We start from the raw sequence: 24,921 nt of genomic DNA on the forward strand, positions 1-24,921 counted from the left end.
AATATTCAGTAAGCAACTGATGCTTATGATTTAAAGATGTATTTAATAAAAATACCAATTACAAATAATAGCTATTTTCATTATAAAATTATTTTTCGCTTAATAACTCTAAAATTTCTTTAGTTTTACTATCCATTAAAGTGACATTTCCTATTGATTCAACATTTAGACGCACTACAGGCTCAGTATTTGAAGTTCTTAAATTAAACCGCCAATCACTGTACTCAATACTGATACCGTCGGTTAAATCAACATTGACAGCATCGGGTTCATAGATAGCCCTAATTTTGGCAATGCAACTTTTAGCATCTATCAACTTACGATTAATCTCGCCAGAGGCAGGGAATGCCTTCATACGATCACCAACTAATTGGCTTAAGGACATATTCTTAACGCAAAGTAATTCTGCGACTAATAGCCATGGGATCATTCCACTATCGCAATATGCAAAATCGCGAAAATAATGATGAGCACTCATCTCTCCGCCATATATTGCATCTTCTTTGCGCATTCTTTCCTTTATAAAAGCATGGCCCGTCTTAGACATGACTGGAATCCCGCCAGCTTTAGAAATAATATCAACTGTATTCCAAGTTAAACGTGGGTCATGAATTATTTTAGCGCCCTTTTCTTTCTGTAAAAAAGCTTCACCTAACAAACCTACAATATAATAACCCTCAATAAATTGTCCGTTCTCATCAAATAGGAAACAGCGGTCAAAATCACCATCAAATGCAATCCCCATATCCGCACCAGAATCAATAACAGATTTTTCTGTATCCGCTCGGCACTCTGGAAGTAAAGGATTGGGAATTCCATTAGGGAAATGACCATCAGGGTGATGGTGAACTTTGACAAATTCTATTGGGAGGTGTGCAGCAACAAAGCGTTTTTCAATTTCATCAATCACATGCCCGGCAGCACCATTGCCAGAGTTTATTGCAAGTTTCAAAGGTCTGGTGAAGTTTTTAAAGTCGATGTAACCCATCAAATGATCTACATACTCACTGAGTATTGAGATCTTCTTATAACGACCTCTTTTACTTTGGTCCGGTGCTGTGAAATTATTCTCTTCTGCCAGCCTTTGGATATCACGTAGACCAGTATCACCGCTAATAGGTTTAGCGTTTTCCCGGACCAGCTTCATTCCGTTGTAATTCATTGGATTATGGCTAGCAGTCACTTCTATTCCGCCATCCACGCCTAAGTGAAATGTGGCAAAATAGACCTCTTCAGTACCGCTTAATCCAATATCCAAGACATCACTACCAGCATCCATCAATCCGTCTGCCAAAGCCATCTTTAGGGATTCACTGGTTAACCGAACATCACCACCAACAACAATAGTTTTAGGTTTTAAATACTCACCAAAAGCTCGACCAATACGATAAGCAATATCTTCATTCAACTCTAAACCCAATTGACCACGGATATCATAAGCTTTAAAACAAGTTAGGGTATTCATTGTTTCCTCTAAATCAGCAGCGGCCATAATGGTCTTTAATTCTGATAATGTCGTCATCGCCCAAGTAAGAACCTGACTGAACTTCAATAAGCTCAAGTGGAATTTTCCCTGGATTCTCTAACATATGGAGTGAACCAATAGGAATAAAAGTTGACTGGTTTTCAGTAATTAAGAATGTCTTGTCTGCAATCGTCACTTTTGCAGTACCGGATAACACAATCCAATGTTCTGCACGATGATGATGCATCTGCATAGAGAATGCGCCGCCCGGCTTAACCGTAATGCGATTTACATTAAAGCGTTGTTCATTAACAACAATGTCGCAACGTCCCCAAGGGCGATATGTTTCTCTGTGACGACGATATTCACTGCGCTTTGTTAATTTAAGATGTTCAACAATCTTTTTAACATCTTGTACTTTAGATTTATCAACAACTAATACGGCATCTTTAGTGCTAACAATAACTAAATTGTCCACCCCAACAGCTGCGACTAATTTTTCATCTGTGTTGATATAGCAATTCTGTGTGTCATGTAAGTAAGTATCGCCAGTAACAGCATTACCTAATTCATCTTTGCTGCTCACATCCCAGAGTGCAGACCAAGAACCAACATCGCTCCAGCCGGCGTCAAGCGGTACGACCACAGCATTACTGGTTTTTTCCATCACGGCATAATCAATAGACTCATCCGGACAAGTACTAAATTTATCTTTATCAATAGTGATAAAATCTTTGTCTGAGTCTGAATCTTTCATCGCAGCTTTACAGGCGTCAAGAATATCGGGTCTGAATTTTTCTAATTCTTGGATATATCGCTTGGCGCGGAACATAAACATGCCACTATTCCAATAATATTCACCAGAATGAATATATTGCTCTGCCGTTTTTAAATCCGGTTTTTCAACAAAACGCTCAACTTTGAAAGCTTCAGAGATATCATTAACGGTGGTTTCGCCACGCTGTATATAACCGTAGCCAGTTTCTGGGCCCGTTGGAACGATGCCAAAAGTAACTAGGCTGTCTTTCTTAGCAAATGGAATTGCCTTGGTGACGGCTTGTTGGAATGCTTGGCAATCATTGATTATGTGGTCGGCAGCCAACACTAACATTATTGGGTCGTCGCCTTGGGAGACAGCGTTTAGCGCGGCTAATGCAATGGCAGGGGCAGTATTACGCCCAACAGGTTCTAATATTATATTATGTGATAGTTTATTTATTTGCCGCAACTGTTCAGCGACTAAGAACCGATGTTCTTCATTACAAATGACGACTGGCTCTCTAACAGAAATTCCTTCTAAACGATTCACAGTCTCCTGTAACATCGAATTTACCCCATGCAAGCGTAAAAACTGCTTGGGATAAAGCTCTCTTGACATCGGCCACAGACGACTACCCGTTCCACCCGCCATAATCACCGGAAGTAACATCATATATCCTTATCACTATAAAGTTGCATACGACTAGAAGTACCACACCTCAAATGAGAATAATAACTATTCCATAAGAAATAATAATCAGCATAATTAATTGGTTTAACAACGCTACCGCCCTTGGCTTTACAGCTACCAATAGCTACTTGCTCATATTTACAGCATTTCATCGTCACTGTTAAATTATAGACGTATGATTTTATTGAGTGAATTATACTCACATAATTATTTCTACTGATTATCTATTATATAGCATTAAATTTAACTAGGAAATATCTGTTAGTTTCCTTCATTTATCTGACGTGTTTTTTTAAGGATTACACAATAGTTTCAGTGAGTTACAATTTTCCTTTTTATTCTTCACATTCGTATTTTTTGTTAGTAATATCGTCCTTTTCTTATATTTGAATTTGAAAACCTCGTGTTACAGGGCCATTATTCTCATCTACGGCGCAAGCCATAGAAATAAAAGGTGAAGCTAGAAATATGGAATGGATCGCAGATCCTACTATTTGGGCAGGGCTGGCGACGCTAGTTGTGCTTGAAATTGTGTTAGGTATAGACAACCTAATATTTATTGCTATTTTGGCGGAGAAACTGCCCCGGCACTTGCGGGATAAGGCCAGAGTCACAGGGCTACTATGTGCATTATTGATGCGACTGGTGCTGTTGGCCAGTATCTCTTGGTTAGCGACCTTAACTGCCCCCTTGGTCACCCTTTCCGGGCACCCATTCAGTGCCCGCGATTTGATTATGTTGGTTGGGGGGATATTTTTGCTCTTTAAAGCCACCATGGAGCTCAATGAGCGACTTGAAGGCAAAGACCATCAGCAGAGCCAGCAACGTAAAGGTGCTCGTTTCTGGCCGGTAGTGGCGCAGATTGTCGTGTTGGATGCCATTTTCTCCCTCGACTCAGTTATTACCGCTGTTGGTATGGTCGACCACCTTGCAGTCATGATGGCGGCTGTCTGTATCGCCATTGGGTTGATGCTATTGGCCAGTAAATCACTGACTCGCTTTGTGAATGCACATCCAACCATTGTCATTCTTTGCTTGAGTTTCCTGCTGATGATTGGCTTCAGTCTAGTGGCCGAGGGTTTTGGTTACCATATTCCGAAAGGCTATCTGTACGCAGCGATTGGCTTCTCTGTAATTATTGAGTCATTGAACCAGTTTGCACAATTCAACCGCCGTCGCTTTCTGTCTACTGTTCGGCCGTTACGTGAAAGGACAGCAGAAGCTGTGTTGCGTATGCTCAGTGGCAAGCATGAAGAAGCGGAGTTGGATAATCACACGGCCAATCTGATTGCGGATAATACCAGTGAAGGTCAAGAGGTGTTCAACGAGCAAGAACGTAGGATGATTGAGCGGGTATTGGGACTAGCTCAACGGACCGTCAGCAGCATCATGACATCCCGCCATGATGTTGAATATCTGGACCTTAATGACCCTCCTGAGAAGTTGGCTCAATTACTGACGAAAAATCTGCACACTCGAATTGTTGTCACTGAGGATAGCTCGACTGATGAACCCCTGGGGGTTATCCATATCATTGATTTACTGAAACAACAGTTGGCTGGAGAAAAACTTGATTTACGTGCGTTGATTCGCCAACCGCTGATTTTCCCTGAGCAAGTTTCTCTATTGATGGCACTTGAGCAATTTCGCCAAGCACAGACACATTTTGCTTTCGTGGTCGATGAGTTTGGTTCCATCGAAGGTGTTGTTACTCTGACGGATGTGATGGAGACCATTGCGGGTAATCTACCGGTGGCAGGTGAAGAGCTGGATGCACGCCACGATATTCAGCAAACAGAGGATGGTTGTTGGATTGCGAATGGTTATATGCCGTTGGAAGACTTAGTCCTTTATCTGCCTTTACCCATTGATGATAAACGTGAATATCACACATTAGCCGGGTTATTGATGGAGTACACCCAGCGAATACCAAAGGTTGGCGAGCAGCTGAAGATTGGCGACTATCTGTTTGAGCCTCTGGAAGTGAGTAGTCACCGTATATTGAAGGTGAAAATAACGCCACTGGCTGTGCCTGATCCTGATTATGAAGTGTAGTTGACCTATGGGGTATAGTTGACCTGCGATATATTAGGCCGGGTGTCTATTGTCACCCGGCTTTTTTATGGCTTCATGTCGAAATTATAAGTGCACTGGTACCAAAATCTCAGTGGCGACAATCACGACAACCAAACCGACCAATACTGGCACAGAGGTGCGTTTTACCACTTCGAAAGGCGATATTTTTGCCATCCCGGCTACCGCAACAACAACCCCCGAAACTGGGGATAACGTGCGACCTAAATTTGACGCCTGTAGCATGGGAATAACCAGATAAGCCGGGTTTATCCCCATTTGAGCCGCAAGTTTCGGAATCAATTCAACAAAGGCATAAAACGGTGCGTTACCTGAACCTGTTGTCATTGCCGCCAGCATAGTTATCACGACCAAAACCAGCATCATAATAATGCCACCGGTGCCAAAAGATTGAGCCAATCCAATCAAACCGCTGATAAAACCAACTGTGCTCAAACCTTGCGCGAACACCCCAGCAGCAACTAACAACATCACCACAGTCGCAAAAGCATCAGCCATACCGCGATAAGCCACTTCAAGACCGCTGAATACGGTTTTCGCATCGAAACTACGCAAGAATTCAATCACAGCAGCCATCAGCATGCAGATAACCAATACTGTGATGATGTGTAATTCTGGCCCCCATTTACCATCAAATATCAGCACGCCAATAATTGGTGTGAATGGCAAGATGGCATAAAAACCCGGTGCATTTGTTTTGATGTCGTTTACATCCATCATTTCATGCTTTTCCTGGCTTTTATTGTCGAGATAGCGCTGCCAGAAAAAGTGAGCTATGGCCATGCAAACGATAGCGGCAATAGAGATGGGCAATGTTGTTTTAAAGGCAAAATCAACCAGCGGCATTTCAGAGGCTTGTGCAGCCAGCACAACGTCACCGGAGGTGGGAGCCAGAATAATCGCCGCAGGAGATGCGCAAATAGCCGCCGCTGCTCCACGGCTAATACCAACGTTAACCATCACTGGGAATAATGTGGCCATCAACAGCACACCTAACCCGGTTGCCGATGATACCGCCAACGACATCAAGCAGGCCACGATGTATGCCGCGACCATCAGTAAATAGGGGGAATTGATCATTTGCAGCGGTTTAGATGCTATCTTGACTACCACATCATTTGCACCGATATGTGTCATATAAGCCGCAAAGCCACATAACACCATGATCATCATACCCAGATCACCGCCACGGCTCATCAACAGGATTTTGACATATTCGACAATATCCGTTGCTCGCCAACCTGTTGGCGTCGCACTGGCTGGCAACACGCTTTTGCCCATCAGGGCACTGATCGCCAATAGCAGTAGACCACCGACCATCAACACACCTGTGGCCGAATAACCTTTAATAATATAACGGCCTACGCCGACCGCCACGACAATCCCAATCAAAAGATCTAACATATACCCTCTCTCACCGAATATCCCCTTGGTATTTGGGTATACTCATTTGTTGCTGAATGCTGCATTAAGATTCTTCTTGTAAAAATGCAGAAATAGCCCTGCACTCTGCCCAAAGTCCATCGGCGAGTTTATGACATCTATCAATGATTCGCAGGGATTTTAGAAACAAATATTAGTTTGTGAGTAAGCCAAAGTATTTTGTATTTAGAAATACGAGATTGGGGATCAATGCAACAACAGAAAAATAACAAAGAATAGCTATCATCCAATATTGATAAGCCACCCGACATATCAATATTGGCGATGTAGATTAAAGCTTATCAATCAGCTTCTTAAGGTCCTGACGGGCGCGGTTCTCTGGGTTACGTTCAGCCCAGTCACTGAGGGCTCTTTTCGCACGCTGCTGCAACTCATTACGCAGGAGTTGCTCAACATTCAGTTGGTAACTCAATTGAGTCCACGGGCCATAAATACGTAGTGGAATATCCGTGTTTTGTAAAAACTTAACCAACCGATCTTCGCCACTCCAGCCTTGCATCACCCGTACAGACAGATTCATGTCGCACTGCCGTTGAGGTAAATTAAGCTCACCATTGCCTGTAATCGCAATTAATGCAGAATCAGCACTGAGGCTACTTACATTCACTCGCCCTTTGTTTAGAGCCAGATTGGCTTGTAGCTGTTTAACCTCTGTGTAGCGCTCATGGCGCTCTTCGGCTTTAACATCATTGGAACTGCGGGTCACGGCTTGTTGGATAAGCTGCTGGATATTCAGCCCTTGCAACTGCGCACCATTCATGCTGAGTTGCGCATCCCCTTTCCAGCGACGGTTGAATGCCTCGACATTGAGGCCGTCCCCAGACAGTTGCGCTTTCATGGAGAATTTACCGGTCATCATCTGCGGTAAACCTGCCGCCAATAATACAGGCCCCAATTCCATATTATTAATTATAGGGCTAACCGTTGTGAGCACTTTCTTTCCGGTCACATCCAGCGAGCCTGGTAGTGAGAAATCTCCTCCCAGTGCCTTGCCCGTTAAATGACTTATCTGCACATTCCCTCGTTGGTTTGATGCCTGCAGATTCAGTTGATTGACGTTGATAGCGCGATAAACCAAGTTACTCGCTGTGAGTGTTATTTGTGCAGTAAAATCGCGCAATGCTTGTAAGTCTTGACCGACATCATCATCAGCCTGAATCGCAATAACCGGTGCAGTCGCAATCGGCTGTTTAGCCAACGCTTTGCTATCCGCCGTGTTTTTAGCCTCCCAACCAAAAATCGCGTCTAAGTTTAGATTATCAGCAGCTAGATTGATGGCATAATCAGGGATATCACCCAGCGTCGCTTTGGCGCTCCCGGTCAACTGGTTGTTATTTGCTGAGAAACTCAGTTGGTTCAGCAATAACTGCTGGATGTCACTTTGATAGCTGGCTTGTAATGTTCCCTCTCCACTCACGCCCCCGATAGGAATATCTGCGCCTTCCAATTTATAGGTAAATTGGCTGATATTGGCACTGAACTGCTGCGGATAATGGCGCATGTCGGCATCTGCAACCATGGCAAACGTGATATCCCGTTGATTACGGTTAACACGGCTGGAAAGAGTGATATGGACTTGTCGTTGCGCGTCTTGTTGAAGCTCAAGGTTAATGTCGCGGACATTCACTTGATCATTATCTGTCCGTTGCCAAACCAACAGGCTGTCAGCAATCTGGACTTTATTAATATCAAGCTTCCAAGCGCGGTGTTCATCAACAGGTGCAGTTCCGCTTGGGGCAACTGGCGCTCCTGGTTGTTGTTGTGCTTCACTGTCAGGCGTTAAGCGGATAACCGCCCCTTTCAGCATCACCTGTTTAACATCAAGCTGATGTGATAGCAGTGGCCAGAGTTTGACATCCAAGCGCATATTTTCAGCACTGATCACTGGAGTCGTCGCGCCGGGGGCCGTCAGCGCAGTCCGGCCAACAATAATGCTAAGTTGTGGCCAGACATGCCAACGCAAATCACCTTCAAGTTGTAGCTGATAGCCACTTTTCCTTTCAACCTGTTTGACCATATATCCACGGAAGTCATTTGGATTTACTAGCAATACCAATGCGCTCATACCTGCAACTAATACAACGAGCAGGATAATTAACGTCGTTAGTAATCGTCTCATGACATCCTCTTGTCTAAACAAGCGATAAAGCCCAAACCGGCTAAAATCAGCGAGAAAAATGGCTAGTCTTTGTCGATACGACTGGCTACAGCACCTTGTTGGCCCCGGTATTTTGCATCCTGACGACTATTATAAGGACGAGCTGCCGGGCCTGAGAGTGGCTCAAAACTCAGCGCGCCAATGAGCATCCCTGGACGCAGGGCCAATGGCAGCTTACCTGAATTATAGAACTCCAGCACAATCCTGCCTTGCCAACCGGGATCGATTCGGTGTGCTGTCACATGCACCATCAACCCAAGACGGGCCAAAGAAGAGCGGCCATCAAGCCAACCGACCAAATCATCAGGGATAGTAACTGATTCTAGTGTCACTGCGAGCGCTAACTCACCAGGATGCAGGAAGAAGGCCTCCCCTTCAGGTAAGTTGATCTCATCACTCATGACCCGTTCGAGCGCTTCACTGACTTCATCTTTCGGGCCACTTAAATCTATATATGCAGCAGTGTGGCCACGGAACACTCGAAATTGGTTGCCTAAGCGAACATCGACTGTAGCACCATTGATACGTTCGACAGGCGGGCGAGGGTCAATGCCCAATTTTCCGCTGTCCAGCCAAGCCTCTATGTCACGGTCGCACAGTCTCATTGCTTAAATCTCCATTAGAATTCGCATGTTACAGCTCGCATACTCTGAAAGCTGCCATATTAAGAAGCAAAGGTCCAGACGAACATTACTCAAAGAACTGGCTGATTTTTGCTTTTAGAATATCGATCGCAATTCGGTTCTTACCACCGCGCGGAACGATAATGTCAGCATATTGTTTGGAAGGTTCTATAAATTGCAGAAACATTGGGCGTACGGTTTTCTGGTACTGCGCCATAACAGAATCCATTGAGCGGCCACGTTCATTCACATCACGCTTCATTCGGCGCATCAAGCAGATATCCAATGGGGTATCGACAAAGATTGAGAAATTCATCTCCTGGCGCAAGCGGATATCAGTCAACAGCAAGATCCCTTCCAGAATAATGACTTTCTTCGGCTCTAAATGGACAGTCTCTTTTTTACGCGTGTGCTCGGTATAGCTGTAAAGTGGCAATTCAATCGACTTACCTGCTTTCAGTGATTGCAGATGTTCTAGCAATAAGTTGTGATCCATGGCGCTGGGGTGGTCATAGTTGGTTTTGACCCGCTCTTCCATCGACAGATGACTCTGGTCTTTGTAATAACCATCCTCAGGGATGACGCCAATGTGTTGGTCGCCCACCTGTTCGCGCAACTCACGATACAGCGTACTGGCGATAAGACTTTTTCCGGAGGCTGAGGCACCCGCTATCCCGATAATGACGCACTGGTGTGCTTTGTCAGTCATAAAATTAAAGACCTGATTACTAAATGTTGTGAGGGGAGACGAAGCATGCAAGATGCTTCGAGCGCGCCAATTATAAGGAGTTAGCCCGTTCGATGCTAGCGCTATACCCTTCGTACTTGAAGTTGCAGCAGTGTTAGCTGCCCTCAAGCACCCGAGTCACTGACCAGTGTCAGCTCATCGGGATGCTCTCGTTTGCCGCCTACCTGCAACCCCAATTATTTTGGGTATCAATCAAGCGCGCTCACTACAGTGCGCGGAAGGAGATTTCCGTAGGGATAGCCTCACCTTTCCAGTACATTTGTGCCGCAACTCGGGATGCCAGTTCGCGATACATTCCTGTGAATTCACTGTCGGGTTTGCAGGCAACCGTCGGCTCTCCACGGTCCAGATCTTCACGCAATGACATATGCAGAGGAAGTTGCCCCAGTAACTCGCAATTGTACTTTTTCGCTAATTTCTCTGCCCCACCCGTACCAAAAATAGGCTCCAGATGGCCACAGTTGCTACAAATGTGCACACTCATATTCTCAACGATACCCAGTACCGGCACATGAACTTTCTCAAACATCACAATACCTTTCATCGCGTCGATCAATGCAATGTCTTGTGGTGTTGTCACCACCAAGGCACTAGTGACCGGAATGTTCTGCGACAGTGTCAACTGGATATCCCCGGTACCCGGTGGCATATCAATCACCAGATAGTCCAAATCTGGCCATAGAGTGTCTTGCAGCATCTGTAACAATGCCTTACTAGCCATGGGGCCACGCCACACCATGGCATTCTCATCAGTGACCAGATAACCAATAGAGTTAGTGGCTATCCCGTGGGCCATAATTGGCGCCATATGTTTACCATCTGGGGAGGTTGGCCGCTGATTCACAGTTCCCATCATGTTGGGAATGGACGGGCCATAAATATCAGCATCCAAAATACCAACGCTAACCCCTTTCTCAGCCAATGCGAGTGCCAGGTTAACGGCAGTGCTGGATTTCCCCACCCCACCTTTGCCAGAACTGACAGCCAGTATGTTGCGCACGCCTTTAATACCCGGCTGGTCATTAGCACGTTTCAGCGTTGTAATATTATGAGAGAGCTTCCAGTCAATGGCTTTAGCGCCGGTCACCGTCAGCAATTCATCACTGACGGATTCTTTTAATATCTCAAAACCGAACTGCCAGGCAAAAGGCATCACCAGCTCGATATGCAGTACATTGTCCAGTAACGCGCAGTGGTGAATAGCACGTAGAGTGCTCAGATCCTTTTGCAAGGTTGGGTGAGTAAAGGCAGCAAGAACCTTTGAAATTTGTGATTGCAGCAGGTCAGCGGTGGTCTGCTCAGGGGATTTTTGGCTCATCCCGGCTCCTTGAATTTATCGTTATTAACCTCCAATAGTGTACCAGAACTCATCCAGACCTGTGTGCACCGAATAGTGAGAAAACCATGACAGACCGCATAATCCACAGTGTTAATAACTCAATGTGCTGAAAAGTGACTAAAATGAGCTTGTTACCACTTAAGGTAATCTGCGGCTTGCCTTACCCTAGCGACAAGCCCGCTTATCGGTTAACATCAAAGACCCTTTAATCCACATAAAGAAAGCAATTTCCCACTATGGCTCAAGTCGCGAAAAAAATATTGGTGACGTGCGCGCTACCATACGCTAACGGTTCTATTCATCTCGGCCACATGCTCGAGCACATCCAGGCAGATATCTGGGTCCGTTTCCAGCGAATGCGCGGCAACCAGGTTCATTTTATCTGTGCAGATGATGCCCATGGCACCCCAATCATGCTGAAAGCGCAGCAACTGGGTATCGAGCCGGAGCAGATGATTGCCGAAATGAGCCAGGAGCACCAACAGGATTTCGCCGGTTTCGCTATCAGTTATGATAACTATCACTCCACTCATAGTGATGAAAACCGTGAGCTGTCGAGCCTGATTTACAGCCGCCTGAAGGCTAATGGCTATATCAAAAATCGCACTATTTCTCAGCTCTATGATCCTGAGAAAGGCATGTTCCTGCCCGATCGCTTTGTGAAAGGCACTTGTCCGAAGTGTAAAGCGCCAGATCAATATGGCGATAACTGTGAAGTTTGTGGCGCAACCTACAGCCCGACGGAGCTTATCGATCCAAAATCGGCGGTATCAGGTGCAACACCGGTAATGCGTGAGTCTGAGCACTTCTTCTTCGACCTACCTGCGTTCAGCGACATGCTGCAAGCGTGGACACGTTCTGGTGCACTGCAAGAACAAGTTGCCAATAAAATGCAGGAATGGTTTGAATCTGGCCTGCAACAATGGGATATCACCCGTGACGCCCCTTACTTCGGTTTTGAAGTGCCAGATGCCCCCGGCAAATATTTCTACGTTTGGCTGGATGCACCAATTGGCTATATGGGGGCATTTAAAAACCTGTGTGACAAGCGCGGCGATTTAGATTTTGACGAATTCTGGCGTGAAGGTTCGACAACGGATCTTTATCATTTCATTGGTAAAGACATTGTTTACTTCCACAGCCTGTTCTGGCCAGCCATGCTCGAAGGCAGTAACTTCCGCAAGCCGACCAACCTGTTTGTACATGGCTATGTCACCGTAAACGGCGCGAAAATGTCGAAATCCCGCGGTACATTTATCAAAGCGGGCACTTACCTAAAACATCTCGATGCAGATTGCTTGCGTTATTACTATGCCGCCAAGCTCTCTTCACGCATTGATGATATCGACTTGAATCTGGAGGATTTCGTCCAGCGTGTTAATGCTGATATCGTCAACAAAGTGGTGAATCTGGCTTCCCGTAATGCCGGTTTTATTAACAAACGTTTTGCCGGCAAATTAGCCGATCAACTTGCTGATCCTGCGCTGTATAAAACCTTTACCGATGCTGCGACCAGTATTGCTGATGCTTATAACAGCCGTGAATCAGGTAAAGCGATTCGTGAAATTATGGCGCTAGCAGATGTGGCAAACCGCTATGTTGATGAGCAGGCACCTTGGGTTGTGGCGAAAGAAGAAGGCCGCGATGCTGATTTGCAGGCCATTTGCTCCATGGGCATCAACCTGTTCCGAGTTCTGATGACTTACCTCAAGCCAGTATTGCCATCCCTGACAGAACGTACTGAGGCTTTCCTCAATACCGAACTGACATGGGATAGCATTGAACAGCCGTTGCTCGGCCATCAGATTAATACCTTTAAGGCGCTGTTTAACCGTATTGACTTGGACAAGGTGAACGAGATGGTCACCTCTTCTAAAGAAGATATGGCCCCAGCCGTAGTAGCAACGGGCCCATTAGCTGATGATCCAATTCAGGAAACCATCAATTTTGATGATTTTGCTAAAGTGGACATGCGTATCGCACTGATTCAACAAGCCGATTTTGTTGAAGGCTCAGATAAATTGTTGCGGCTGAAACTGGACCTCGGTGGTGAAACTCGCCAAGTCTTCTCGGGTATTCGCTCGGCCTATCCTGATCCGAAAGTATTGGAAGGGCGTTTGACTGTGATGGTTGCGAACCTAGCTCCACGCAAAATGCGCTTTGGTATTTCAGAAGGCATGGTGATGGCAGCAGGCCCCGGTGGGAATGATATCTTCCTACTCAGCCCGGATAATGGTGCTCAACCTGGCATGCAAGTAAAATAATCCTCCTCGTTAACATGCTGGTCAAGGCTAACTTGACCAGCATTCTTAGGGCATCTAGGCGCTAACTCTCACCGTCACTCTATTCTTTAGGTATTTGAGGTTGCCGCTCACGCAGCCAATCTTCCAGCCAAAAAAGCATATTAATAAACAGGCTTAAGGAAAAAATCAAAAATAGAATATTATCTAATAAAGAGATCTTAATTAGTGCGTCGATAATAATATTCTTATGATGTTTTATATCGACGAAACCCGAAGAGAAAAACCAAAAGACACCAACCGCGCCCAATATATTTAATACCACCACAGGCCAATGCCATTTAGCCAGTAGAAAGAAAATCCATGACAGCATCATCAATGAAATAAAGGCGTCATCCGGCTCAAATAGCAGGAAAAAACTGATATATAACAAACTAAAACAGATCAGAGTCAGTCCAAACGGATACTCATCAGGTAAGTTAGAAGCTAATTGTTTTCTACGTTCACATGCGGGTGGTTTTACGTCATAGATATTGATAAAGATGAGATAAAGTAAAAATAACCCGAATAAAAATAGCGTGAGCGTACTATTCTGAAAATAACCACCAAGTGGAAGAAGATGGAAAATTAATAAATAGGGGTTCAGTCTCTGGCTTGCCAAGCGATATGAGCAAGGCAATAACAATACTAATGAATATACGATAGAAAAAGATGATATTGACAGCGATAAGATTTCATCAAAAAAATCAGGAAACATTACCATTGTTAAGAAAATGATAACTATCGACGCAAATAAGTAGCGGATAAAAAGAAAAAGAAACTCGGTACGAGACATATAACGATAGAGGGTATCATCGTTAATAGCATTGCTGATAATGTCATTGACATTCAGTTTTGCCTTATCAGCTTCATCCTGTCTGAATTTATATAGGTTGCTAATTTTACCCATGGTGATTTTAATCCTTTAAATATCATTAAATTTAGAACGTGTAGAACTTACATCAATTATGATGATTAACCTTATTATCTCTCAATGCTATTTAGAATATCAGCACTGAGTTAGTAACGAAATAAAATAATAATCATGACATTTGTCGTATGAACAATAAGGTTATATGTCACTCAGACAAAACCACTGAAATTAAACGGTTATTACATCGACTTACTGCTAATTATAATGACTGACAGCCTTACCCCCTACCTTTTGCTGCTTATTTAAGCTATCCAAACTAAAAGATATAACGCGATCCAAAAATTCATAACAAAGTTAATTCCTTATCAAAATAGTTATGGTTATGATGCTGTACAGAGACGAATGGACGTCTAGACACAAAGATAGCTATAACAACGACAACAACACACATTGCATACCTAATTGACACCATGACGGAGTTCCGGATGAAAAATATTGCCTCCCCTTTACTGGCCCTAGGCCTACTGACGGCCCTACCGGTATTCGCTGCAAGCACCGCCACAGTCGCCCCCATTCCAGAGGCTATTGCCAAGCATCAAGGGCAGATTAAAATTGCCGTCATCCGCAATTTAGGTTCCGATGACAACACCACACAATTTTTATCTGGCGTATTAAAAGAAGGTAAAAAACTCGGTTTCAAAATCGACACTTTCTTAAGTAATGGGGATGATGCACGTTTTCAGGACTTCGTTAACCAAGCCATTAGCCAAAAATATGATGGCATCATTCTTTCTCAGGGCCGTGATCCCTACTCAACTGAGTTGGCTAAGCGTATCGCCGCCAATGGCATTGCGGTATCCGTATTTGATACTGCAATACAGGGTGAGATTCCCGGTCTGACAGTGACTCAGCAAGATGATGCTTCTCTTACCAATGAATCCTTTGGTCAGTTAATCAAAGACTTCGATGGTAAAGCCAATATTATCAAACTCTGGGTAGCCGGTTTCCCGCCGATGGAACGTCGTCAGGCTGCCTATCAGGCACTGTTGAAACAGAACCCTGGCATTAATGAACTTGAATCTATCGGGGCAGTTTCATCAGATGTTCAAGGTGATACCGCAAACAAAGTGGGCGCAGTCTTGGCGAAGTATCCGAAAGGAAAGATTGACGCTATCTGGGGGACTTGGGATGCCTTCACTCAGGGCGCTTATAAAGCTCTACAAGAAAATGGCCGCACAGAGATCAAACTGTACAGCATTGATATTTCTAATCAGGATTTGCAACTGATGCGTGAAGCCAATAGTCCATGGAAAGTCAGTGTTGCCGTTGACCCTAAGCTCATTGGTGCGGTTAACTTACGCCTGATAGCCAAGAAAATTGCCGGTGAAGAGACCCCCGCCACTTATGAATTTCGCGCGGCATCGATTCCACAAGCCTTGTTAGTCAGCCAACCCGGTCCGGTCAACGTTGCAGGTTTAAGTAAAATTATTCCCGGTTGGGGCCAATCAGATGATTTCAACTCGCCTTGGTTTGCGACGCTTGCCGCTAAAAACGGTCAGTAAAATCCGCGGGTTCAATTGATTTGGAGTTATATAGATGGCAACGCAAAGATTCTTGCCGACACCTGAATACAGCCGCAATATGCGGCTGATTGGCCATAGTGATCAAGGCGGTAAACCTGATGGTGTACAAGTTATGGTGCACCGTGGGTATGCCTATGTCGGTCATATGGTGTCGCAAGGTGTCTCAATTATTGATGTGCGGGATGCGAAAAACCCACGACCTGCCGGTTTTATTGCTGCGCCGCCTAATACCTGGAATGTGCATTTACAGGCCCACGATGACCTGCTTTTGGTGATTAATGCCCGTGATCTGTTTGCTGACGCCAGCTTTGCCGAGGAAAAAGTGTATTACACGCGCTCGGTAGCACAAACGGTCAGTACTCGCCAAGAGGGCCGCAGTTGGAGTGCTGGACTGCGTATTTTTGATATTTCGACACCAGATAAACCTCGTGAGATAAGCTTCCTACCACTTGATGGTATTGGTATTCACCGTATTTGGTACGTCGGTGGGCGCTGGGCCTACGTTTCTGCACTTCTGGATGGTTACAGTGATTATATCTTCCTAACCATTGACTTGGCTGACCCACAAAAACCGCAAGTGGCTGGTCGTTATGCTTTACCCGGCATGCATACTGCCGCAGGGGAGCAGGCAAGCTGGCCAGAAGGTAAACGCTATGCACTACATCATGCCATCATCAGTGGTGATACGGCTTATGGCAGTTGGCGCGATGGCGGTCTAACGCTGTTGGACGTCAGTGACCGTTATGAGCCAAAACTGATCAGTCACCGCAACTGGAGCCCACCGTTTGGTGGCGGAACGCACACTGCTCTGCCCCTGCCCGATCGCAATTTATTGGTGGTTCTGGATGAAGCTGTCCTGGATAATCAGGAAGATGGCGAGAAGCATATCTGGGTGTTTGATATCCGAGAGCCAAGCAATCCAGTGAGTATCTCAACATTCCCGGTCCCTGATGAACAAGATTATGTGAAAAAAGGTGCCCATTTTGGCCCACATAATCTGCATGAAAACCGGCCCGGTAGTTTTATCAGCTCATCACTGATTTTCGCTACCTACCAAAATGCCGGTGTGCGCGCTTATGATATCAGCAACCCTTATCAACCCAAGGAAACTGGGGCTTTAGTTCCCGCCGCACCCGCAAAAATGATGGATAAGCGGCCCGGACGCCCTCAAGTTATTCAATCTTGTGATGTGTTTGTTGATGCACAAGGGATTATCTATAGCACCGATTATAATGGCGGTCTGTCGATCATCGAGTATTTAGGTTAATTATCTGTTAATAGCAGGTCGATTCAGGTCGATCTGCTGTTTGAAAAAAAATTTCCGCTTACCCCCCTCTCTTTCTTGTCGTAATAGTCTACTGTAATTGCCTGAGCCACTATGTCGTTAACGGTGAGAATCACACTTTTAAGTGAAAAAATCGCCTAAAAACAACTCATTGCCCAAATAATAAAAAATAAGAAAGAAAATATCATGAAAGGATTTCCATCGCGTATTACCAATCTGCTGATTGCGTCGTTGGTCTTAACTATCGGGCGAGCCGTGACCCTCCCCTTTATCACTATCTATTTGGCAGAACATTTCCAATTAGCGCCTGATAAGGTCGGACTGGTATTGGGGGCAAGTTTAACGCTCGGTATTTTCACCAGTCTCTATGGCGGTTATCTGGTCGATAAATTCAATAAAAAGCAGTTGATCCTGCTGGCCGTGACTCTATTTTCGATCACCTTTTTTACGCTCCCTTGGATTGAACACCCTGCATGGATAATCCTGATTCTGGCACTGCTACACTCGGCATACTCTGTCTACAGTATTGCTATTAAAGCCTGTTTTGCTGACTGGCTACCCGTCGATGAACGCATTAAAGCCTTCTCTGCCAACTACACGTTAGTCAATGTGGGTTGGGCCATCGGCCCGGCGCTTGGGGTATTGGTGGTGGGCATCGGGCCGCAAGCCCCGTTTATTATTTCTGGCATACTGGCGCTATCAGTCGCTCTCATACTGAAATTTAGAATAGACAGCACTGATATGTCGGTTTCTGCACATACGCCAACCGAGTCAGCACCTGATTTTCGTCAGACATTCCGCATTTTGCGCCATGATAAGCGGCTGATCTATTTCACTCTGGGTAGCATGCTCAGTGCCATTGTCTTTGGCCAGTTTTCCGGTTACTTATCGCAATATCTGATTACGGTTTCCGACGCTAAGTTTGCTTATCAAGTGATTGGAGCGGTGATGACCGTTAATGCAACCATTGTGATTACTCTGCAATACCTATTAAGCCGCCGCATGAATCAGCAGAACTTAATGCGCTGGTTGATGCTAGGAACCTTGTTCTTCATTATCGGTCTGTTCGGATTTATGGCGGCTCAAGAGTCAATCCCATTATGGATGTTGGCCATGGCGATATTCTCACTGGGTGAAATTATTGTTATTCCAGTCGAATACATGTTTATCGACTTTATTGCTCCCGCGAATCTTAAAGGCAGCTACTATGGGGTACAGAATCTCGGTCAATTAGGCGGAGCTGTTAACCCGGTATTCTGTGGTTTCTTGCTCGCCTATGCAGCACCCCACATGATGTTCTACATGCTGATTATTGCAGCCATTTTGGGGTTGATGTTTTTCTATCGTGGTTATCAATTGGCGAAAGCACAAGACGCTACAGCCAAATACAGCCGCTCTGATCTGACATAGGCTGCCAGAACTGGTCATGGTAGGCACAACTCCATTAATATTATTCATAATGTGATTGCTAGCACATTACTATCGTTAATTGTATGATGAATGTATTCCGTTACTCAGGACCCTTTTTATGCGCAACGTGACTTCACTTTGCTGGCAGTATCTGCGGGCTTTCGCCATTATCTATTTGTGTCTATGGGCCGGTAAAGCCATCGCTTTGTTGTTGCCTATCACCATTCCTGGCAGCATCATCGGGATGCTGATTCTGTTTGCCCTACTCGCTTCACAGATTTTGCCCTCTACGTGGGTAAAACCGGGTTGCCACTTGCTAATCCGCTATATGGCGCTGTTGTTTGTGCCCATCGGAGTCGGCGTGATGCAATATTATGATCAATTAACCAAGCAATTTGGTCCTATCGTCGTTTCCTGCTTTGTCAGTACCTTGATTGTGATGTTAGTGGTGGCCTATAGCTCCCATTACGTCCATCGTGAACGTAAAGTGATTGGTTCTCCAACCCACACGGAGGAGGACAAATGATCAGCAACTTATGGTGGTCACTGCCACTGACATTAATCGTGTTCTTCAGCGCACGTCGTTTAGCCCGCAGTTTGAAAATGCCATTGCTTAACCCCTTGCTGATATCAATGGTTGTTATCATTCCATTGCTATTGGTTACGCATATGCCTTATGCCAACTATTTTGCGGGCAGTAAAATACTCAATGACCTGCTGCAACCCGCGGTAGTGGCGTTAGCTTTCCCGCTATATGAACAAATACATCAAATTCGCGCGCGCTGGAAATCCATCATCACAATCTGTTTTATCGGCAGTGTCACCGCCATGGTCACCGGCACCGCGATTGCTTTGTGGATGGGGGCAACCCCAGAGATTGCTGCCTCAGTATTACCTAAATCTGTCACCACCCCCATTGCCATGGCAGTTGCGGAATCCCTTCATGGCTTACCTGCTATCAGTGCAGTCTGCGTTATTTTTGTTGGTATTCTAGGGGCCGTTTTTGGTCACAGTCTGCTGAATATATTGCGAATTTCTACCAAAGCGTCGCGCGGTTTAGCAATGGGTACGGCTTCACATGCCCTTGGTACTGCCCGGTGCGCAGAGCTGGATTTTCAGGAAGGGGCGTTCAGTTCGCTGGCACTGGTCATCTGCGGAATTATCACCTCATTGCTCGCGCCATTCCTGTTCCCAGTACTGCTACATTTGTTTGGTTAACATCCTCAACACTGCGACATAAATTTGAGATACATCTCTCATTTGAGATTTTACTTGCATGAATTTCACGTATAACGAGATCTAAATCACACCAAGAAAGCCTCAAGCTGCCTAAAATAGTTTCCCGTTACTATTGGAGAAAACCTTATGCAAGCACGTTTTCAAGCCCCTTGGGCAGATCTTCCCACTTCACTGCAAACCGCACTTGAGCCGATTTTAAGCGCAAACGATTTCCCTGCCATGCTGACAGCAGAACAAGTGAAAACAGTGAAAAGCATCAGTGGGTTAGATGACGATGCGCTGGCATTTGCGTTGCTACCTCTGGCTGCCGCTTGTGCATTGACACCCGTATCCCATTTCATGGTCGGGGCCATCACTCGCGGTATCAGTGGCAACCTCTACTTCGGTGCCAATATGGAATTTGGCGGTGCGCCGCTACAACAGACCATCCACGCCGAACAGTGTGCCGTAACACATGCCTGGCTACGTGGTGAAACTCGTCTGCTCTCTATTACCGTCAATTACACTCCCTGCGGCCATTGCCGCCAGTTTATGAATGAGTTAAATAGCGGAACTGGACTGGATATTCATCTACCCGGCCGCCCAACTTCAACACTGGGGCAATATTTACCCGATGCTTTCGGTCCGAAAGATTTGGCTATCACCACCCTGTTGATGGACCCCGTTCATCACGGCTACAAAGTGGCCCAGGCCGATGCTCTGACACAAGCCGCTCTTGAGGGTGCAAATCACAGTCATGCCCCTTACAGCCTTTCTCACAGCGGCGTTGCCGTTGAAGCGGCTGACGGTACAATTTATGCTGGTCGCTATGCCGAAAATGCCGCATTTAACCCAAGCCTCCCCCCGCTGCAAGCGGCATTAATTCTCGCCAATCTTTCTGGCAAAGATTGCGGTGCGCTGCGCCGCGCAGTACTGGTTGAAAGCAGTAAACCCATGCTCACTCAGTGGGGTGCCACCCAGGCAACCTTGGCCGCATTGGGCTGCACAGATGTCAAACGCGTAACATTTTAATGGAATAACAGCAAAACCGGGGTGACATCACTCACCCCGATTATCACCCTGCCTCACACTTTTGCCGCTAACCGACATATTTAACTAACAAAAGCTGTACATATTTTTCTTATCTTTTAGGATCAGGGCAACGATTTGATAACGTTATAAGAGTAAAATTCATGGAACTTGAATACGAAAGTAAGCGCCCTTTGTACATCCCCTACGCTGGCCCCATCCTATTAGAATTCCCTCTGTTGAACAAAGGTAGCGCCTTTACTAATGAAGAGCGTAGCCACTTCAATTTACATGGTTTATTGCCCGAAGCGGTTGAAACCATTGAAGAACAGGTTAATCGAGCTTACCGACAGTATCAGGATTTCAAAAACGACGACGATAAACATATCTATCTGCGTAATATTCAAGATACCAATGAGACACTGTTTTATCGCCTGCTAGAAGCCCATCTTAGTGAGATGATGCCGATTATTTATACGCCAACAGTGGGTGAAGCCTGCGAACATTTCTCTGATATTTATCGCCGTGCGCGTGGGTTATTTATCTCTTATCCGAACCGTGAACACATTGATGACATGCTACAAAATGCCACTAAGCAGAACGTGAAAGTCATCGTTGTTACTGATGGTGAACGTATTCTCGGCCTTGGCGACCAAGGTATCGGCGGAATGGGCATTCCTATTGGTAAATTGTCACTTTATACCGCATGTGGAGGTATCAGTCCGGCTTATACTTTGCCAGTGGTATTGGATGTCGGCACCAATAACCCGCAACGCCTGAATGACCCACTGTATATGGGCTGGCGCCATCCGCGTATCTCCGGTGATGAATATTATGCATTTGTCGATGAGTTCATTCAGGCTGTAAAACGTCGCTGGCCGAATGTGTTGTTGCAGTTTGAAGACTTTGCCCAGAACAATGCAACCCCACTGCTGAACCGCTACCGCGATGAACTGTGCTGTTTCAATGATGATATTCAAGGAACAGCCGCGGTCACACTCGGTAGCCTAATTGCTGCCAGCCGTGCTGCTGGGAGTCAGTTGCGCGACCAAACTGTCACTTTCCTCGGTGCAGGATCCGCCGGCTGTGGTATTGCTGAACAGATCATCGCCCAAATGATTTCAGAAGGGCTGAGTGAAGAGCAAGCACGTGCACGTGTCTTTATGGTCGACCGCTTCGGCCTGTTAACCGACAAATTACCTAATTTGCTCGACTTCCAAAGCAAGCTAGTACAAAAAAGTGAAGCGTTACAAAGTTGGGACTCGAACAGTGATGCGATTTCCCTGTTGGATGTAGTCCGTAATGCCAAGCCAACCGTCCTAATCGGTGTTTCTGGTCAACCGGGGCTGTTTACCGAAGAACTCATTCGTGAAATGCACAAACACTGTGCTCGCCCGATTGTCATGCCATTGTCTAATCCAACATCACGAGTAGAGGCGCGGCCGGAAGATATTATTAACTGGACCGAGGGAGCTGCACTGGTCGCCACCGGTAGTCCATTCTCACCGGTCAGCTATAAAGACAAGTTGTACCCGATTGCGCAATGTAATAACTCGTATATTTTCCCCGGTATTGGTTTGGGTGTACTGGCATCAGGAGCCAAGCGCGTTACCGATGGCATGTTAATGGCCGCCAGCCGGGCATTGGCCGATTGTTCACCACTAGCACTTCACGGTGAAGGGGCATTGCTGCCAAATATTGATGATATTCGAACCGTCTCCATGAGTATTGCGATGCAAGTAGGGAAAGCAGCACAGTTGCAAGGTGTCGCCATCGTGACTTCTGAAGAAGCATTGAAAAAAGCCATTGACCATAACTACTGGCAACCACAATACCGCAGCTATAAACGCACTTCGTTCTAAATATTAACCGGCCTGTACATAAATACGGGCCGGTTAATCTATTCGTGAATATCTCAAACAGTAATAGAACAATAGAAATGCCTTAAAGTCATTGACGTTACAACAAGGCAGCCAGCGCACTTATCCCGATGAGCTTACATCAGTAAGTGATTCGGGTAAGTGAGCGCAGCGAACACCGTTGTGGCGTCAAGGACGAAGGGTAGAATGGCTTGCGTGGCAACGACAGGTACAGTAGCCTTGCAAATATTACTGTGAATTGAACGCATCGAAGGCCTGAGAATGTGGAAACGCCTGATAATTAGCCTAATTACCATCGCAGGATTGCTGATGGTGACTGCTATTGCGCTCGATCGCTGGATTAGCTGGAAAACGGCTCCTTTTATCTATGATGAACTACAAGATTTACCCCATCGGCAGGTTGGCGTTGTGTTGGGAACCGCCAAATATTACCGTACTGGCGGTATTAATCAGTTTTATCAATACCGCATCCAAGGGGCAATAAACGCCTATAACAGTGGCAAAGTCAGCTACTTATTGCTCAGTGGCGACAATGCGCTACAAAGCTATAATGAGCCGATGACCATGCGCCGTGATTTGATTGCCGCAGGTGTGGCACCGGCTGACATTGTGTTGGATTACGCTGGTTTTCGTACTCTGGACTCCATAGTACGTACCCGAAAAGTTTTTGATACTAATGATTTTATTATCATTACTCAGCGTTTCCATTGCGAACGAGCACTGTTTATTGCCTTGCATATGGGGATTCAGGCACAGTGTTTTGCCGTGCCTTCACCGAAAGATATGCTCAATGTCCGGGTTCGTGAGATTTTTGCCCGCCTCGGTGCACTGTCTGATCTCTATATTCTGAAACGTGAACCTCGCTTTTTGGGGCCATTGATCCCAATTCCAGCTGTTCACGTCATCCCCGATGACGCACAAGGTTACCCGGCCGTCTCACCAGAACAGCTTGTCGAGTTGGAACACCGGCTGACAGAAGAAAAACAAAAAAGTCAGTAACTTTAGTTTTGTCATTAGGGTGCATCGGGAATATTAGTGACTTTCCCGTTGCCCCAAAAACGCCCGCACATCATTCTCAACCTCCCCCATCTCCTGCAAGAGTTGCAATGTTTCCAGCGCCTCATCTTCATCCAAACGGCTCATAGCAAACCCCACATGCACCAAGACCCAATGGCCAATTAATGCCAAGCTGGCCTGCTCATCCGCCGCCACCAGCATAATGTTCACTGAACGGCGCACACCACAAACATCCACCCATGCAGTCCCCAGTTGAGCATCGTCCAATGCGACAATTTGCCCTGGAATGCCTATACACATAGTTCGACTCCCACCCAATCGGTGCTGGGTTTTATCAGCACAAAAAATAAATTCATTCCACCTCCAGCCGCTTGATCATCACGCCGTCATCTGCCGCTCCTATCTGTAAATGACTTCCGGCACACAATGGGCAACGTGTCACTTTACTGCTGAGTAAGTTGACATGCTGTTGGCAGTCATGGCACCACACCTGTGACGGCTGTTGGCTCAAATGCAAAACACAACCTTCCGCCAAAGTGCCTCGGCAAACCAATTCAAAACAGAATGCTAATGCTTGCGGCTCGACACAAGAAAATGCCCCGGTTTCTAGCCAAACCCCAGTTATCTTCTGCGCACCGTGCAGTCTGGCTTGCTGCTCCATCATGGTAATCGCGTTTTGGCACAAGGTAATCTCATGCATGACTGTGCTTCCTGTGTTGATATCCCTCGCAAAAGTAATGCAAAGAAGATGCCAGCAATACAGTGGTTTTTACCTGTCTGAAATTCAATTTAATTAATTGATAAATAACGTTATTAACCAACTTTATTTTACAGTCTACTCACCTGATAAACCGTCACTGTCGAAGTGTCATCACTAAACAGTCGTTTCGTCACTAATGTCGACACATAGCCACAGCAATCACACTGTTTTTACTGCCTTTTAAATTTCAACGCGTTATCTACCACACTCCTAACGCACAGCGGGTGGGGCTTCATGACTCTTTTACCTCCGCGCATGCCGTACTG

20 protein-coding genes are annotated in these 24,921 nt (G+C 45.8%); 10 read left to right on the plus strand and 10 right to left on the minus strand.

Annotated elements, in window-relative coordinates:
- Positions 1-88: 88 nt before the first annotated feature.
- Together cpsG and ACIOG0_RS14545 are read right to left on the minus strand one after the other, a co-directional pair.
- On the minus strand, positions 89-1,465 hold the full coding sequence (cpsG, locus tag ACIOG0_RS14540) for a phosphomannomutase CpsG (protein ID WP_050098652.1): 1,377 nt from the start codon (positions 1,463-1,465) through the stop codon (positions 89-91).
- 13 nt (positions 1,466-1,478) lie between these two features.
- Positions 1,479-2,894, minus strand: a complete 1,416-nt coding sequence (locus ACIOG0_RS14545; RefSeq protein WP_050098580.1) for a mannose-1-phosphate guanylyltransferase/mannose-6-phosphate isomerase — start codon at positions 2,892-2,894, stop codon at positions 1,479-1,481.
- Positions 2,895-3,383: 489 nt separating this feature from the next.
- Here ACIOG0_RS14545 and ACIOG0_RS14550 point away from each other — a divergent pair, with 489 nt between their 5' ends.
- Complete coding sequence (locus ACIOG0_RS14550; RefSeq protein ID WP_050098581.1) at positions 3,384-4,970, plus strand: TerC family protein; 1,587 nt, start codon at positions 3,384-3,386, stop codon at positions 4,968-4,970.
- An 84-nt stretch (positions 4,971-5,054) separates the two neighbouring features.
- Here ACIOG0_RS14550 and dcuC read toward each other — a convergent pair whose 3' ends face one another.
- The 5 genes from dcuC to apbC form a co-directional block, all read right to left on the minus strand.
- Positions 5,055-6,413, minus strand: a complete 1,359-nt coding sequence (dcuC, locus tag ACIOG0_RS14555; protein WP_050098584.1) for an anaerobic C4-dicarboxylate transporter DcuC — start codon at positions 6,411-6,413, stop codon at positions 5,055-5,057.
- Between the two features lie 310 nt (positions 6,414-6,723).
- Positions 6,724-8,571 carry an outer membrane assembly protein AsmA gene (gene asmA / locus ACIOG0_RS14560; RefSeq protein WP_050098586.1) on the minus strand — a complete coding sequence of 616 codons (1,848 nt, stop codon included), beginning with the start codon at positions 8,569-8,571 and terminating at the stop codon, positions 6,724-6,726.
- 62 nt (positions 8,572-8,633) lie between these two features.
- The gene (gene dcd, locus ACIOG0_RS14565; protein WP_050098588.1) at positions 8,634-9,215 is read right to left on the minus strand and encodes a dCTP deaminase; all 582 of its coding nucleotides are present in this window, start codon (positions 9,213-9,215) and stop codon (positions 8,634-8,636) included.
- Positions 9,216-9,300: 85 nt separating this feature from the next.
- Positions 9,301-9,942, minus strand: coding sequence for a uridine kinase (gene udk / locus ACIOG0_RS14570; RefSeq protein WP_004388770.1), 642 nt, complete (start codon positions 9,940-9,942; stop codon positions 9,301-9,303).
- A 244-nt stretch (positions 9,943-10,186) separates the two neighbouring features.
- Positions 10,187-11,299: an iron-sulfur cluster carrier protein ApbC gene (apbC, locus tag ACIOG0_RS14575; RefSeq protein ID WP_050098589.1), complete on the minus strand. Its 1,113-nt coding sequence runs from the start codon at positions 11,297-11,299 to the stop codon at positions 10,187-10,189.
- 257 nt (positions 11,300-11,556) lie between these two features.
- Here apbC and metG point away from each other — a divergent pair, with 257 nt between their 5' ends.
- Positions 11,557-13,584: a methionine--tRNA ligase gene (gene metG / locus ACIOG0_RS14580; RefSeq protein WP_050140718.1), complete on the plus strand. Its 2,028-nt coding sequence runs from the start codon at positions 11,557-11,559 to the stop codon at positions 13,582-13,584.
- Positions 13,585-13,663: 79 nt separating this feature from the next.
- Here metG and ACIOG0_RS14585 read toward each other — a convergent pair whose 3' ends face one another.
- Positions 13,664-14,509 carry a hypothetical protein gene (locus ACIOG0_RS14585; protein ID WP_128451093.1) on the minus strand — a complete coding sequence of 282 codons (846 nt, stop codon included), beginning with the start codon at positions 14,507-14,509 and terminating at the stop codon, positions 13,664-13,666.
- A gap of 449 nt (positions 14,510-14,958) precedes the next feature.
- Here ACIOG0_RS14585 and ACIOG0_RS14590 point away from each other — a divergent pair, with 449 nt between their 5' ends.
- From ACIOG0_RS14590 to sanA, 8 genes are all read left to right on the plus strand, one after another.
- On the plus strand, positions 14,959-16,035 hold the full coding sequence (locus tag ACIOG0_RS14590; RefSeq protein ID WP_050098593.1) for a sugar ABC transporter substrate-binding protein: 1,077 nt from the start codon (positions 14,959-14,961) through the stop codon (positions 16,033-16,035).
- A gap of 34 nt (positions 16,036-16,069) precedes the next feature.
- Complete coding sequence (locus ACIOG0_RS14595; RefSeq protein WP_128451094.1) at positions 16,070-17,323, plus strand: LVIVD repeat-containing protein; 1,254 nt, start codon at positions 16,070-16,072, stop codon at positions 17,321-17,323.
- 204 nt (positions 17,324-17,527) lie between these two features.
- A complete protein-coding gene (locus ACIOG0_RS14600) occupies positions 17,528-18,751 on the plus strand; it encodes an MFS transporter (protein ID WP_128451095.1) in 1,224 nt (407 codons plus the stop codon).
- Between the two features lie 118 nt (positions 18,752-18,869).
- Positions 18,870-19,277 carry a CidA/LrgA family protein gene (locus tag ACIOG0_RS14605; RefSeq protein WP_050098601.1) on the plus strand — a complete coding sequence of 136 codons (408 nt, stop codon included), beginning with the start codon at positions 18,870-18,872 and terminating at the stop codon, positions 19,275-19,277.
- A complete protein-coding gene (locus ACIOG0_RS14610) occupies positions 19,274-19,969 on the plus strand; it encodes a CidB/LrgB family autolysis modulator (RefSeq protein ID WP_050098603.1) in 696 nt (231 codons plus the stop codon). The genes ACIOG0_RS14605 and ACIOG0_RS14610 overlap by 4 nt, the downstream gene beginning before the upstream one ends.
- 147 nt (positions 19,970-20,116) lie before the next feature.
- Positions 20,117-21,001: a cytidine deaminase gene (cdd, locus tag ACIOG0_RS14615; RefSeq protein WP_050098606.1), complete on the plus strand. Its 885-nt coding sequence runs from the start codon at positions 20,117-20,119 to the stop codon at positions 20,999-21,001.
- A gap of 161 nt (positions 21,002-21,162) precedes the next feature.
- The gene (locus tag ACIOG0_RS14620) at positions 21,163-22,860 is read left to right on the plus strand and encodes an NAD-dependent malic enzyme (RefSeq protein WP_050098610.1); all 1,698 of its coding nucleotides are present in this window, start codon (positions 21,163-21,165) and stop codon (positions 22,858-22,860) included.
- A 279-nt stretch (positions 22,861-23,139) separates the two neighbouring features.
- Entirely contained in the window at positions 23,140-23,877 is a 738-nt protein-coding gene (sanA, locus tag ACIOG0_RS14625) for an outer membrane permeability protein SanA (RefSeq protein ID WP_050098659.1), read from the plus strand.
- A 33-nt stretch (positions 23,878-23,910) separates the two neighbouring features.
- Here the strand turns inward: sanA and ACIOG0_RS14630 are convergent, their stop codons facing one another.
- Positions 23,911-24,195, minus strand: coding sequence for a HypC/HybG/HupF family hydrogenase formation chaperone (locus ACIOG0_RS14630; protein WP_050098663.1), 285 nt, complete (start codon positions 24,193-24,195; stop codon positions 23,911-23,913).
- A gap of 52 nt (positions 24,196-24,247) precedes the next feature.
- A complete protein-coding gene (hypA, locus tag ACIOG0_RS14635; RefSeq protein WP_050098667.1) occupies positions 24,248-24,595 on the minus strand; it encodes a hydrogenase maturation nickel metallochaperone HypA in 348 nt (115 codons plus the stop codon).
- Positions 24,596-24,921 lie beyond the last annotated feature (326 nt).

This window comes from Yersinia vastinensis (genome assembly GCF_044905075.1).
Classification (GTDB): domain Bacteria; phylum Pseudomonadota; class Gammaproteobacteria; order Enterobacterales; family Enterobacteriaceae; genus Yersinia; species Yersinia vastinensis.